Raw genomic sequence first — 12,899 nt, forward strand, 5'->3', positions numbered from 1 at the left:
CCGAATAACCCCGAATAACGTATGGTTTTTGTGCCGACATGCGATGGTGGCCGCGTCGACGCAGCCAACTCCTTGATTCTGCGAAATCTCCCCGCGATGGCGGGCGCGCCGACCCGAGCTGTCCCCTTGGCGAATCAGGTAGAATCCGCGCTTCGCCGCAGGCGCCCACCGCGCAACGCGTATCGGGGCCGCATCGAATGCATCGCAGGACGCGCACCGCGCTCCGATTCCGCATGCGCCGGCTACGGATGCCGGCCCGCTCAACGTTCGTCTCGTTTATGTCAGCAATTCCGAATTCCGACCAACCCGGTTCGTCCGCGAACCCACCCAAGCTTCATCGCGCGCTGAAGGCGCGCCACCTGACGATGATCGCCATCGGCGGCTCGATCGGCACGGGCCTGTTCGTCGCGTCCGGCGCGTCGATCTCGCAGGCCGGCCCCGGCGGCGCGATGGTCGCGTATATGCTGATCGGCCTGATGGTCTACTTCCTGATGACGAGCCTCGGCGAAATGGCCGCGTTCATGCCGGTGTCGGGTTCGTTCGCGACCTACGGCGCGAAATACGTGGACGAAGGCTTCGGCTTCGCGCTCGGCTGGAACTACTGGTACAACTGGGCCGTGACGATCGCGGTGGAACTCGTCGCCGCGCAGCTCGTGATGCACTACTGGTTTCCCGACGTGCCGGGCGTGTGGTGGAGCGCGGCCTTCCTCGGCGTGATGTTCCTGCTCAACGCGCTCACCGTGCGCGGTTTTGGCGAAGCCGAATACTGGTTCGCGCTGATCAAGGTCGTCACCGTGGTCGCGTTCATCGGCGTCGGCCTGCTGATGATCTTCGGCATTCTGAAGGGCGCGCCGAGCAACGGCTGGGGCAACCTGACGATTGGCGACGCACCGTTCGCGGGCGGCCTGCCGGCGCTGATGGGCGTCGCGATGATCGCGGGCTTCTCGTTCCAGGGCACCGAGCTGATCGGCGTCGCGGCCGGCGAATCGGAAAACCCGCGCACGACGATTCCGCGCGCGGTGCGCCAGGTGTTCTGGCGGATCCTGCTGTTCTACGTGTTCGCGATCTTCGTGATCGGCGTGCTGATTCCGTACACCGACCCGAACCTCCTGAAGACGGACGTGACCGACATCGGCGTGAGCCCGTTTACGCTCGTGTTCCGCCACGCGGGCCTCGCGTTCGCGGCCGGCGTGATGAACGCGGTGATCCTGACGGCCGTACTGTCGGCCGGCAACTCGGGCATGTACGCGTCGACGCGGATGCTCTACACCCTCGCGACCGAAGGCCGCGCGCCGAAGATCTTCGCGAAGCTGTCGGCGGGCGGCGTGCCGCGCAACGCGCTGTACGCGACCACCGCCGTCGGCGCGCTGTGCTTCTTCACGTCGCTGTATGGCGACAAGACCGTGTACCTGTGGCTGCTGAACACGTCGGGGATGACGGGCTTCATCGCGTGGCTCGGCATCGCGGTGAGCCACTACCGCTTCCGCAAGGGCTACGTGAAGCAGGGTTTTGCGCTCGACCAGCTGCCGTACCAGTCGAAGTGGTTCCCGTTCGGCCCGCTGTTCGCGTTCGTGCTGTGTCTCGTGATCGCGCTCGGCCAGGATTACCAGGCGTTCCTCGCGAACCGGATCGACTGGGCCGGCGTCACCGCGACCTATGTCGGCATTCCGCTGTTCCTTGTCGTGTGGCTCGGCTACCGGTTCCTGAAGAAGAGCCGCTTCGTGCGCTACGAAGACATGGAGATCGCGCCGTGGATCGCCGCGAGCCGTGGTGCGCAGGGGCAGCCGGTGGCGAACCGCGAAACCGCGGGCTGACGCGGGCGCGGCAAGCGGCCGCGCGACGCACGATGAAACGGGAAGCCGCGTGCTTCCCGTTTTTTTTGCCCGGCTTTTGCCTGCACGGGGTCAAAGCCGGTTATATTGCCCGACCCTACCGGGCCACGGCCCGGCCGGCGCGACAGGCGCAGCGCGGATCGGCATCCGGCGTGCGCGGCGCGCGGCGGCCGGCGCGATGCCCGGCGTTTTCATCGTTCCATCCGGGCCGGCAGGGCCCGCGGAGCGCGCAACCCAGAGGAATCCATGAGCGCATCACCCGCCGAGCGGAAGGCCGGACCCGTTTCCATCGTGCGAATCGAAGCCGCGATCAACGCGTGGCGCGAAGTGTACCCGCCCGCGCCGGACGGCGAGGACGGCTACGCGCTGGACGCCGGCAGCAACTGCCTCGCCGAGCTGTACGGCACGATGATCTGCTACCAGCTGCCGGACGTGCCGCTCGACTCGCTGAGCCACGAGCAGCGCGATGCGCTCTATGCGACCGAGGTGTGACGCGCGGTCGTGACGTCATCGCCACACGGCGTCGATGAAGCAACGGGAAGCTCGCGGGCTTCCCGTTTTGCTTTGGGCGGCGCGTGGCGGCTGGCGCCGCCTGCGGTATCGTGACGACATCATCCGGCTGTGGATTGCGCCGGAACGCTGTCCGGGAGACATCAAAATGGAGTTGAGACACCTCCGCTACTTCGTCGCGGTGGCCGAAGAGCGGAATTTCACGCGGGCGGCGGAACGGCTGCATATCGCGCAGCCGCCGCTGAGCCGGCAGATCCAGCAGCTCGAGGAAGCGCTCGGCGTGCCGCTGTTCGAGCGCAACGCGCGGCCGCTGAAACTGACCGACGCGGGACGCTTCTTCTACTCGCACGCGGTGCAACTGCTCGCGCAGACGACCGAACTCGAATCGATGACGAAGCGGGTCGGCAAGATCGAGCGCAGCATGTCGGTCGGTTTCGTCGGCTCGACGCTGTACGGGATGCTGCCGAAGATCATCCGGCGCTTTCGCAGCGAGTATCCGGCCGTCGAGCTGAGCCTGCACGAGATGTCGACGATGGACCAGATCAAGGCGCTGAAGGAAGGGCGCATCGACGTCGGGTTCGGGCGCATCCGCCACGAGGATCCGAGCGTGCGGCGCGTCGTGCTGCGCGAGGAACGGATGATCGTCGCGCTGCCGGTCGGCCACGTGCTCGACAGCGCGAAGCCCGTGCTGTCGCTGCACGATCTCGTGAACGATACGCTGATCATCTTCCCGAAGGCGCCGCGCCCGAGCTATGCGGACCAGGTGCTCGCGGCCTTCCACGATCGCGCGTTGCAGCCGCGCAAGATCTACGAGACGCGCGAACTGCAGATCGCGCTCGGCCTCGTCGCGATGGGCGAGGGCGTATCGGTCGTGCCGCACAGCGTGTACGGGCTGAAGCGCGACGACATCAGTTACAAGCCGCTCGACGATCCGAACCTCGTGTCGCCGATCATCATGAGCATGCGGATGCTCGACGAATCGGAGGACATTCGCGCGATGCAGGCGCTGATCTACCGGCTCTACGACGAAGCGCAGATGGAGTACCTGCCGCCGCAGCCCGAATGAGCGCGCGGGCGGTAGGGGCTTGCTTGACGCTGCGCGCGCCGGCAGGCCACCATGTCCGGATTCGATGCGGCCGCCGGTGTGCGGCCGCTTTCACGCAGACGACAGACACATGACCGATATCGTGACCGAGGAGACTACCGTCGAGACGCCGCAAGGGCGTCTCTTTGCGAAACGCTGGCGCGCGGGCCCGGCGCAGGATGTGGCAGCGCCCATCGTGCTGCTGCACGATTCGCTCGGTTGCGTCGACCTGTGGCGTGACTTTCCCGAGCAACTCGCGCGTGCCACGCAGCGTGACGTGATCGCATACGATCGCCTCGGCTTCGGCCGCTCGGATCGTCATCCGGGAACGCTCGGCACGACGTTCGTGCGCGACGAGGCCGATCACGCGTTCGCCGCGGTGCTCGAGCAACTGCGCGTCGATGCGTTCGTCGCATTCGGGCACAGCGTCGGCGGCGGGATGGCGGTGGGTTGCGCCGCCGCGCATCCCGATCGCTGCCGCGCGCTCGTGACGGTCGCCGCGCAGGCGTACGTCGAGGATCGCACGCTGGACGGCATTCGCGCGGCGGGGCAGCAGTTCGACGAACCGGGTCAGCTCGACCGGCTCGCGCGCTATCACGGCGACAAGGCCGACTGGGTGCTGCGCTCATGGGTCGATACGTGGCTGTCACCGGCGTTTCGCGGCTGGAATCTCGACGAAGACTTGCCGCGCGTGCAATGCGCGACGCTCGCGATTCACGGCGACGACGACGAATACGGGTCCGACGTGCATCCGAAGCGGATCGCCGCGCGTGTCGCGGGGCCGTCGTCGTTCCTGCTGCTGGCACGATGCGGGCACATGCCTCACCGCGAGCGGACGGACGACGTGCTGGCCGCCATCGCGACGTTCCTGCGCGACGCGGGCGCCTGAGCGCCTGGCCGCCCGGCAACCGGCGGGCCGCGCCCGCCGGCCGTCAGAACGACAGCTGGATCGCGAGATCGATCGCGAGCAGCGCGATCGAGCAGCCGATGCCGAGGATCACGTTCGGCAGCCGGTGCTCGAAGTCGCGATTGTCGCGGCGCATCGCGGCGCCGAGCAGGAAGATCGCCTCGACGACGATCTGCAGCCCGACGAACAGCAGCATCAGCAGGTACTCGTAACCCATCTGCTTGAACGCGGCGAATTGCATCCCGTGATCGCGGATCCACTGGCCGACGCGCAGCAGTTCGTAGACGAACAGCAAGGCGGGGAACAGGTAACTGATGAAGTAGGTCGGCGCGGTAGCGTGCCGTAGTTCGAGGTGGAAGTGCTGATGCGTGGTAGCCATCACAACCCTCCTTGCAACGCGTGATTGCAGTCGCGACGGCGGCGCGATCACGTGCGAACGAAGGGATTACCCGATGCACAGTGCGCAGCCGTACGACACCAGCATACTGCCGCGCGGGAAATTTGGCTTGCGGCGCGTGCGTTCGTCGTAAAAATGTGTGTGCTGCGCGCGACGCATCTACCGCGCCGTACTGGCCGGATGCGGTGCATCATCCCGCCGCGTGGCGCCTGAACCGTTCGGCAGCAACCATTCCGGATGCTGCTCCAGATCGTCCGCCAGCGCGCGCAGCGTGCTCGATGTGCGCGCGAACTGCGTCAGCGTGCAGCGGACATTCGATGTGTTCGCACCCTCTTGCCGAAGCATGGCCTGCGCTGTCGTGAATGCCTGACGTGCAGCGCCCAGCGCATCGTGCGTTTGCGGCGCCAGTTCGGTATCGAGTTGTGCGAACAGCGCATCGGTGTTCACGAGCGCGGCGTTCAGGTGTGCGCCCATTCTGTCGAGCGGCAATCGGGAAACGGTACCGACGATGTCGGCAATCTGGTCGCGCAGTACGTCGAGCGTGCCGGGCACGGTCGGGAGTGCAATTGGCTCGCGATTCGTGTCGACCGACGCGGGCGGCGCGTGCGGGAACATGTCGAGCGCGACATACGAGCGGTTCGCAATCGGATTGCCGATGCGCAACTGGCCGCGCAAACCGCGTGCGACGAGCGTGTGCAGCAGCGCCCTGCCTGCATTGGTGTCGCCGTTGCCGAGCACGGCGCGGTAGCGTTGCCCGAGACGATCGGGGTAGAGCGCCATCGTCACGCGCATCGTGACGTCGCCGCGTGTTGCGTCGTATTCGGTGCCGACTGCCGTCACGTTGCCGAGTTCGATCCCGCGAAAATCCACCGGCGCACCGACCGCAAGGCCGCGCAGCGAGCGGTCGAAACGCATCACCACCGGCGCGGCCGGCGCGTTCGGCGTGCGCATCGCGTCGATCTCGTTGTCGGCCACGCGAAAGCGCGTGCCGTCCGGCGCAGCCGTGATCGATGCGTGCCCGGGCGGCGATGCGAATGCCAGCGCGCCGGCGAGCAGCGCGGCAATCGACGGCGTGTCGAGTTGCATGCCGCCGGCGTCGAGTCGCAGGCCGAGGCCGCCGGCCTGCCACCAGCGTGCATCGACGTCGACATAGCGATCGAACGGCGCGGCGATGAACACGTCGATCGACACGCCGCGTCCGTCCTCATCGAGCGCAAAGCCGGTGACCTGGCCGACGCGTGCGCGCCGGTGGTAGACCGGCGAGCCGATCGCGACCGAGCCGAGCGATGTGGCGCGCAACGTGTAGTGCCGGCCGCCGTCCCCGGTCATGGGCGGCGGCGCATCGAGCCCGGTGAAATGCGCGCGCGGTTCGTGCGAACTGCCGAGCGCGGCCGCGATGTACGAACCGGACAGCGCCGCATCGAGACCCGAGAGGCCACCGGGCCCGATGCGCGGCCGCACGATCCAGAAACGCGTGTCCGCCACTGCCAGCGCGCGTGCGCTGGTGTCCAGCCGCACGTCGATCAGCACGCCCGGTTGCCCGTGCAATGCGTGAACACGCGTGACGCGGCCGATTTCGACGTTGCGCAGCCTCAGCGTCGACCGGCCGGCTTCCAGTCCGTCGGCGGTCGCGAATGCGATCGTGACCGTCGGCCCGCGACTGCCGAGCAACGATACGCCCCATGCGAGACAGCACGCAGCGGCCGCGAGCGGAACGATCCAGAAGATTGCCGCCCGCGGCCACCCGGCACGCATCTGCGTAACACGTGCCGACGTACGCCGGCAGGCTTCAGTCGAATTGCGCGACGAGCGCATCGGCACCCTTGTCGATGCCGGTCTTCGCCGCGCTGAGCGCGCCGAAACTCGCGCCGATGTTCATCGCGTTCGGATACTGCTTCGTCACGTAGGCGTTGATCAGCCGGTTCGTCGAGGCGTCGCGGATCTCCACCGCGTAGATGACCGAACCCGTGAACGCACCTTCGCGGCCGCGGATCGCTTGCACGCCGTTGTAGACGTTGCCCGCGAGATCGAAATGCGCGAATGCGCCGGCAAACGTCGTCGTCGTGACGGCGCCCGTCAGCGTCAGCTTCACGCGCAGCGTGTCGGGGCCCGGCGTGCTCGTCAGCTCGAAGCGCTTGCCGAGCTTCTTCGCGAACGTGTCGCCCATGTACGCGGCGAGCGTCGACTTGTCCTGGTCGGTCAGGTCGCCGAACTGATGATCGGTGCCGCGATAGACGGCGACCGGGTCGAGGATCAGCTTCCGGTACGCGTGCCAGTCCGCCGGCAGCGCGTAGCGGTAGGGCACGCGGCCCGACTTGTCTTGCGGATCGCTGCGCAGGTACGGCGACGATTCGATGCCGCTGTAGCGGGCGGGCTGGACACCGGCGCATCCGGCGAGTGCGACGAGTGCGGCGCAAAGCGCGGCGTTGAGCAGGTGGCTGGGCTTGATCGTTCGGTTCATCTGACTCTCCGGGTCGGGATTCGCGCCGGTGGAGCCGGTGCGAAGGGTGGGGCAACAGAGCGGCATCGCCACTCGGGTTCATGAAAAAAACCAACCAGACGGTTTGTTTTTAAAGCGCAATAGCCGCATGACGATCGGTGACGGATGGGCCATCCAGCAGCGGTTATCGGCCGGAAAGCCAGGCCACAGGCGGCCCTTGCGTCGCACCATGCGTTGCGTGAGGCGCCCGTCATCCGGCCGGGGTCGATGCGGGAGCCGATCGTAGCACCGCCATTTCTGGATGTAAACCGACCAGGCGGTTTGTTTGTGATAGACTCCGCGCACTTCCTTCATCCGATCGCATCGGTACGGCGCGGTCGCATGGCACCACTCCATTCCGGGGACAGTACATGGATAACCCGACGCGTTCCGAGCGAACGCGCACTGCCGCGATCCAGGCGGCGCTCGCAATCCTCGAGCGCGACGGTCCGGGCAAGCTCACGTTCGATGCGATTTCGCGCGAAAGCGGGATCAGCAAGGGCGGGCTGATGCATCAGTTCCGCACGAAAGGCGATGTGCTGAACGCGCTGATGGAACATCAGCAGGACACCTACCAGCGCTTCCAGCGCGACTATCTGGCCGCGCGCGATCCGCGCGAAGCGCAGCCGACACTGTCCGCGCAGATCGCGACGATGCGCGAAGTGATCAACCAGCAGCCGTCGGCGGCGCTCGCGATCATGGCGGCGCTCGTCGAGGATCCCGCGCCGCTGCAGACGGTGCGCGAGACCGATGCCGCGAACGTGAAGCGCATGGCGGCCGAATCCGGCGATCCCGATCTCGCGCTGCTGCGATGGAAGGCCGCGTGGGGGCTCGCGCTATCGGCGATGTTCGGGCTGTGCCCGCTGTCGGCCGATGAGCGCGCCAGGTTGTTCGACCGGCTGCTCGACGAGACGCAATGGCCGTCGGGCGGTGACGCCGTCGCGCAACACGGTGCGCCGGCGGCGAGCGCGTCGCGGAAAAAATGAGGCGCGCATGGGTCGCATGCGGTGCAGCGGTCGCCCGTTTCGGGCGCTCGTTGCTCGCGGTCGTACTTGGGCGCTTGTAAGCGCAAGCGCGTGTGAATGCGCGATGCGAAGGCGGGCGTTGCTCAGTTTTTCGCTTCAGCGCCTTCGACAAACAGCTTCGCAATCGACTGAAACTCCCGTTTCAGCGACAACCCCGGCACGGTCAGCCAGCGCAGCATCGCCGCCAGATACAGGTGGTGGAACCAGGTGGCGAGCTGATCGGCTTGTAGCGTGCCGTTCAGTTCGCCGGCCTGCTGCCCGGCGACGATCAGTTGCCGCCACACCAGCGCGATATCGCTGCCGTTCTCTCCCCCAATATCCGGTTCAACCGCTCCGATGCTCAGAAGTCGGTGCCGCAGGTACGCAAGCAGGTATGCGGGATGCGCTTCGCACCACGCGGCCGACGCGTCGAGCACGCAGCCGATGCGCGATGCGAAGGTCCTGCGCCGTGCGACGTCGCGCTGCAGATGCGCGAGATCGCGAGCGAGTTCGCCTTCGAGCCAGTGCGCGAGCACGGCTTCCTTCGTCGGAAAGTGGTTGTACAGCGTGCGTTTCGCGACGTCGGCCTCGGCCGCAATCTGCTCCATCGTGACGGCATCGTAGCCGTGCGCATCGAACAGGCGCGCGCCGGTGGTGGCGAGATGCGCGAGCATCTGGATGCGTTTGCGTGCGCGGCGGCCCGGATCGTCGGTCGGAATCGGCATGGCGGGGGATTGACTGAAAGTGCACAAGTTGCATTAGTATACGACGTGCATTTTTGTGAATCCACCCGTTTCCATCGGGCACGAGGAGTTACGCATGAAGCTCGTCATCGCCACCTACGGCACCGAAGGCGACACGCGCCCGCTCGCGGCGCTCGGCCGTGCGCTGATCGATGCTGGCCATGACGTCCGGTTGCTGGCCGACGCGGCGACGCTCGGGTCGGCCGCCATGCTCGGCGTGCCGTCGGCGCCGTTGTCCGGCGATATCCGCCGCGCGATCGCGCCGGATGGTGCGCTGGCCGATGCGGTGCGCGGGCGCGGCGGTTTCAACGACACGTCGAAGGCGCTCGCGGCAATCGCGAATGCGAACACGGCCGCGTGGATGCACGAAGTCGCGGACGCGTCGGACGGTTGCGACGCGATCCTCGTGTCGGGGCTTGCGTCGTTCGTCGGGCTGTCGGTCGCCGAGTATCGCGGTGTGCCGGCGATCGGCGCCGGCATGATCCCGATCACGCCGACTGCCGAATTCGCGTCCCCGTTCCTGCCACCGGGGAAGTTGCCGTGCTGGCTGAATCGCGCAAGCCATCGGTTCGTGAATGCGCTGTTGTGGCAGGCGTTCAGGAAGTCGACGAACGCGGCGCGCGCCGATGTGTGCGGGTTGCCGCCACGCAAGCACGTGTGGACCGATCATCCGATGCTGTACGGTGTGTCGCCGGCGCTGCTGTCCGGCCCGACCGACTGGCCGTCGAATGTGCAGGCATGCGGCCAGTGGCGGATCGATGCGCGTGGATGGGCGCCGCCGCCGGATCTTGCGGCGTTTCTCGAATCGGGCGATCGGCCCGTGTACATCGGATTCGGCAGCATGGCCGGCTTCGACCGGGCTGCCATGGTCTGCGCGCTGACCCATGCGCTTGCCGGCCGGCGCGCATTGTTCTATCCGGGCTGGAGCGGTATCGACGCGTCGATGCTGCCGGCTCACGTCCGCGTGATCGGCGACACGCCGCACGACTGGCTGTTCCCGCGCGTATCGATGGCGATTCATCACGGCGGGTCGGGCACCACGCATTCGGCTGCGCGGGCCGGGATTCCGTCGGTCGTCGTGCCGTTTGCGGGCGATCAGTTCTTCTGGGCGAACCGGTTGCAGCGACTCGGTGCGGCCGATGCGCCAGTGGCGGGGCGGCGCATGGATGCGGCGGCGCTGGCGCGGGCCATCGCGTTTGCCGATCGCGGCGAGACCCAGGCGCGTGCCACGGAACTCGGTACGCGCATCGCGCAAGAGGACGGTTTGACGCTCGCCGTCAGTGCGATCGAGCGATGGGGGCGCGCCGCAGCGCGGTGAACCCGCGCCGCGGGATCAGAAATGCCCGGTGAACCGGTAACGGCTGCCCGGGTGCCACAGATTGGCGACCGACGCGACCAACCCCTGCGACCACGTGCGCCGATGCAGCAACAGGCACGGCTCGCGGTCGTCCATCGTCAGGTGGCGGCGCGTTTCGGCGTCGGGCATGGCGGCCTCGATCCGGTATTCGACGCGCTGCAGCGGCGCGACGCGCGTCAGGTACAGGTTCGGCGTGGTCGTCGTGAAGTCCTGCAACGCATATTCCGGCGCGCACGCCGGATTGACCCAGCGTTCCTCGAGCTGCACGGGCGTGTCGTTCTCGAAATGCAGCACGCGCGAATGGAAGATCGGACTGCCCGTATCGAGCTGCAGTTCATCGGCGAGCTTCGCATCGGCGACGGCCGCGCCGACCTGCAGCACCTGCGCGCGATATCCATGGCCGCGCGCGGCGACTTCATCCGAGATGCTGCGGATCGCGACGAGTGTCGATTCGTACTTCGGCGATGCGACATACGTGCCCGAACCGCGCGTGCGCGTGAGCACCTGTTCGGCCGTCAGTTCGCGCAGCGCGCGGTTCACGGTCATCCGTGCGACGTTGAATTCGCGCGCGAGTTCGTTCTCCGAGGGCACCTGGTCGCCTTCCGCCCACTCGCCGGCATGAATGCGTGCGAGGATGAAGTCCTTGATTTCCTGATAGATCGGTGTGGTCATGGGATCGCGATTCCAGAGTCGGCGGCGCCCGCTGCCGAATGCCGATCCGGCGCGTGCCCGGCGCCGAGTGTACCGGTTTCGCGGGCGAGCGGGCCCGGATTCCCCGAATGATCCCTGTTCGGCCGGCGCGCGTCCATGCGGGATTGCACAGAGCGGCCGGCCAACGACCGCCGGCGCGTGGTCAGAACCGATGCCGGATGCCGATCGTCGCGACGACCTGCGTGTTCGTCGACGAAGCCGCGAGCCCCGTCACGTTCGCGAACCCGAGCGTCGCGCCGGACGGCACGCCGAACTGGTGCTGGTACACGGTTTCCGCATACACGTCGGTGCGCTTGCTCAGCGCGTAATCGGCCATCAGCGTCACCTGGTGCCATTTCGGCCGGTGGCTGCCGGTTGCGTCGTCGTAGTGGCCGTCGGTGAACGTATAGGCGCCCGCGAGCGAGACGGCCGGCGTCAGCGCATAGCGCGCGTTGACCTCGTAGTTGTCGAAGCGCAGCGCATTCAGCGCGCCGGGCAGCGACGACGCAGCCGTTTCGTCGAACATCGAATGCGTCCACAGCGCGCCGACCGTCAGCCGGTCGAACGCGTAGCTGCCGCCGGCGCCCATGACACGCTGGCGCACCGCCGGGAAGTTCGCGCCGTCGTTCGTCGACAGCGCACCGCCGGCCGTCAGCCCGCCGCGATTGAGCTGCAGGTACGCGCCGCCGAGGCTGACCGGCCCGTTCGCATACGACACGCCCGCGCTGTACGCGCGGTTGTTCGCGAAGCCGCCCGCCGCGTTGCTGAACCCGTACAGGCCGCCGAACTGCCAGCCGGCGAGCGTCGGGCTCGTGTATTTCACCGCGTTGTCGATGTAGAACGAATCGTCGAGGTTGTCGTTGTCGAACGGATGCGACGCGAGGTTGTTGCCGTCGCCGTTGTTCGCCATCGCGAGCGGGCCGAGGTAGTCGACCACGGCATCGTACTGGCGGCCGAGGGTCAGCGCGCCGTACCGGTCGCTTTGCAGGCCGACGTACGCGCGGCGGCCGAACATCGTGTTCTTGTAGGACTGCGTGCCGTTGTTCAGGTTGAAGCCGTTCTCGAGGCGGAACAGCGCGTGCAGGCCGCCGCCGAGATCGTCGTTGCCGCTCAGGCCGAAGACGGTATTCGACAGCAGGCCGCTGCCTTGCTGCCATGCGCTTTTGCCTGACTGGTTGTTCGTATAGGCGATACCGGCATCCAGCATCCCGTAGAGCGTGACGCTGCTTTGCGCATGCGCGGCGGCGCCGAAGAAGGCGAGGGAGAGGGTACCGACGACTGCTTTTTTCATTGCGTGTGCTTCCTGGAAAGGCCCGTCGCGACGGGAACGGCGATTCGTCGCGCGTATCCGTGCGGATCCGCGCGTTCGAACCGATGAAAGGGAGGCGCGCGTGACGCGGGTCACGCACGGCGGCGGCGAATGCCGGCTAGTGCTGCAACAGGCGGATCGTGCCGAATTCGGCGGCCGGCAGCAGACGGAGGATCGACAGGATCGCAGGCGATGCCTGCGAGCGCGCGACTTCGAGTTCGATGCATGCGCGCCCGGTGCGCCTGTCGATCGCGGCCGTGTAGAAATTCAGCGCGGCGCCGACGGCCTGATGCAGCCGGCGTCGCACGGCCGCAAGGTTGTCCGATTCGACTCGGATCGACAGCAGCACGAGGTCGTCCGCGGGGGAGCGACGCCGCGAACGCACGCGCGGCAGATCGTGTGAAGCAGCGGATTCGGTTCTGGTCGGTTTCATGCTTTCTTCCCCTGGTCGCATCGTGCTTCGCACCGCGAAAAGCGCGTTCTGGACATGGTGCCCATTTTAAGAATCGCGGTCGCGATACGGTGTATAGACTCGCCCCGGCCCTGAAAAGAACGCATAAAAATGCAGTGCGCACCGGTTTTCGTCT

General features: G+C 67.0%; 13 protein-coding genes. 6 read left to right on the top strand and 7 right to left on the bottom strand.

What is annotated here, in order from left to right:
• The first annotated feature begins 278 nt into the window (after positions 1-278).
• The 4 genes from U5809_RS10450 to U5809_RS10465 all read left to right on the top strand — a co-directional run bounded on the left by U5809_RS10450 (position 279) and on the right by U5809_RS10465 (position 4,315).
• Positions 279-1,814, top strand: a complete 1,536-nt coding sequence (locus U5809_RS10450; RefSeq protein ID WP_322086442.1) for an amino acid permease — start codon at positions 279-281, stop codon at positions 1,812-1,814.
• Positions 1,815-2,078: 264 nt separating this feature from the next.
• Positions 2,079-2,324, top strand: coding sequence for a DUF3717 domain-containing protein (locus U5809_RS10455; RefSeq protein ID WP_012338561.1), 246 nt, complete (start codon positions 2,079-2,081; stop codon positions 2,322-2,324).
• A 166-nt stretch (positions 2,325-2,490) separates the two neighbouring features.
• Positions 2,491-3,408: a LysR family transcriptional regulator gene (locus U5809_RS10460; protein ID WP_021157347.1), complete on the top strand. Its 918-nt coding sequence runs from the start codon at positions 2,491-2,493 to the stop codon at positions 3,406-3,408.
• Positions 3,409-3,517: 109 nt separating this feature from the next.
• On the top strand, positions 3,518-4,315 hold the full coding sequence (locus tag U5809_RS10465) for an alpha/beta hydrolase (RefSeq protein WP_322086443.1): 798 nt from the start codon (positions 3,518-3,520) through the stop codon (positions 4,313-4,315).
• A 43-nt stretch (positions 4,316-4,358) separates the two neighbouring features.
• Here the strand turns inward: U5809_RS10465 and U5809_RS10470 are convergent, their stop codons facing one another.
• From U5809_RS10470 to U5809_RS10480, 3 genes are all read right to left on the bottom strand, one after another.
• Positions 4,359-4,712, bottom strand: a complete 354-nt coding sequence (locus U5809_RS10470) for a hypothetical protein (protein ID WP_124455866.1) — start codon at positions 4,710-4,712, stop codon at positions 4,359-4,361.
• 177 nt (positions 4,713-4,889) lie between these two features.
• Positions 4,890-6,485: an intermembrane transport protein PqiB gene (locus tag U5809_RS10475; protein WP_322086444.1), complete on the bottom strand. Its 1,596-nt coding sequence runs from the start codon at positions 6,483-6,485 to the stop codon at positions 4,890-4,892.
• Between the two features lie 34 nt (positions 6,486-6,519).
• Positions 6,520-7,191, bottom strand: coding sequence for a DUF3313 domain-containing protein (locus U5809_RS10480; RefSeq protein ID WP_322086445.1), 672 nt, complete (start codon positions 7,189-7,191; stop codon positions 6,520-6,522).
• Positions 7,192-7,580: 389 nt separating this feature from the next.
• Between U5809_RS10480 and U5809_RS10485 the strand changes: the two genes are divergently transcribed.
• On the top strand, positions 7,581-8,195 hold the full coding sequence (locus U5809_RS10485) for a TetR family transcriptional regulator (RefSeq protein ID WP_322086446.1): 615 nt from the start codon (positions 7,581-7,583) through the stop codon (positions 8,193-8,195).
• Positions 8,196-8,317: 122 nt separating this feature from the next.
• Here U5809_RS10485 and U5809_RS10490 read toward each other — a convergent pair whose 3' ends face one another.
• Positions 8,318-8,938 (bottom strand): helix-turn-helix domain-containing protein, encoded by a 621-nt coding sequence (locus tag U5809_RS10490; protein WP_322086447.1) that lies wholly within the window; start codon positions 8,936-8,938, stop codon positions 8,318-8,320.
• 94 nt (positions 8,939-9,032) lie between these two features.
• On the opposite strand from U5809_RS10490, the gene U5809_RS10495 reads away from it, so the two are divergent.
• Entirely contained in the window at positions 9,033-10,274 is a 1,242-nt protein-coding gene (locus U5809_RS10495; protein WP_322086448.1) for a glycosyltransferase, read from the top strand.
• A gap of 15 nt (positions 10,275-10,289) precedes the next feature.
• Here U5809_RS10495 and hutC read toward each other — a convergent pair whose 3' ends face one another.
• The 3 genes from hutC to U5809_RS10510 form a co-directional block, all read right to left on the bottom strand.
• A complete protein-coding gene (gene hutC, locus U5809_RS10500) occupies positions 10,290-10,985 on the bottom strand; it encodes a histidine utilization repressor (RefSeq protein ID WP_322086449.1) in 696 nt (231 codons plus the stop codon).
• Between the two features lie 181 nt (positions 10,986-11,166).
• On the bottom strand, positions 11,167-12,294 hold the full coding sequence (locus tag U5809_RS10505; RefSeq protein WP_322086450.1) for a porin: 1,128 nt from the start codon (positions 12,292-12,294) through the stop codon (positions 11,167-11,169).
• Between the two features lie 136 nt (positions 12,295-12,430).
• Positions 12,431-12,745, bottom strand: a complete 315-nt coding sequence (locus tag U5809_RS10510) for a hypothetical protein (RefSeq protein ID WP_282511315.1) — start codon at positions 12,743-12,745, stop codon at positions 12,431-12,433.
• Positions 12,746-12,899: the final 154 nt, after the last annotated feature.

This window comes from Burkholderia sp. BCC1999 (assembly GCF_905339975.1).
Lineage (GTDB): Bacteria > Pseudomonadota > Gammaproteobacteria > Burkholderiales > Burkholderiaceae > Burkholderia.

Bases quoted from the DNA above. Each gene is read 5' to 3' on its own strand.
- U5809_RS10480 (WP_322086445.1), bottom strand. From the start codon at position 7,191: ATGAACCGAACGATCAAGCCCAGCCACCTGCTCAACGCCGCGCTTTGC.
- U5809_RS10495 (WP_322086448.1), top strand. From the start codon at position 9,033: ATGAAGCTCGTCATCGCCACCTACGGCACCGAAGGCGACACGCGCCCG.
- U5809_RS10455 (WP_012338561.1), top strand. From the start codon at position 2,079: ATGAGCGCATCACCCGCCGAGCGGAAGGCCGGACCCGTTTCCATCGTG.
- U5809_RS10490 (WP_322086447.1), bottom strand. From the start codon at position 8,938: ATGCCGATTCCGACCGACGATCCGGGCCGCCGCGCACGCAAACGCATC.
- U5809_RS10470 (WP_124455866.1), bottom strand. From the start codon at position 4,712: ATGGCTACCACGCATCAGCACTTCCACCTCGAACTACGGCACGCTACC.
- U5809_RS10460 (WP_021157347.1), top strand. From the start codon at position 2,491: ATGGAGTTGAGACACCTCCGCTACTTCGTCGCGGTGGCCGAAGAGCGG.
- U5809_RS10475 (WP_322086444.1), bottom strand. From the start codon at position 6,485: ATGCGTGCCGGGTGGCCGCGGGCGGCAATCTTCTGGATCGTTCCGCTC.
- hutC (WP_322086449.1), bottom strand. From the start codon at position 10,985: ATGACCACACCGATCTATCAGGAAATCAAGGACTTCATCCTCGCACGC.
- U5809_RS10465 (WP_322086443.1), top strand. From the start codon at position 3,518: ATGACCGATATCGTGACCGAGGAGACTACCGTCGAGACGCCGCAAGGG.
- U5809_RS10450 (WP_322086442.1), top strand. From the start codon at position 279: ATGTCAGCAATTCCGAATTCCGACCAACCCGGTTCGTCCGCGAACCCA.
- U5809_RS10510 (WP_282511315.1), bottom strand. From the start codon at position 12,745: ATGAAACCGACCAGAACCGAATCCGCTGCTTCACACGATCTGCCGCGC.
- U5809_RS10505 (WP_322086450.1), bottom strand. From the start codon at position 12,294: ATGAAAAAAGCAGTCGTCGGTACCCTCTCCCTCGCCTTCTTCGGCGCC.
- U5809_RS10485 (WP_322086446.1), top strand. From the start codon at position 7,581: ATGGATAACCCGACGCGTTCCGAGCGAACGCGCACTGCCGCGATCCAG.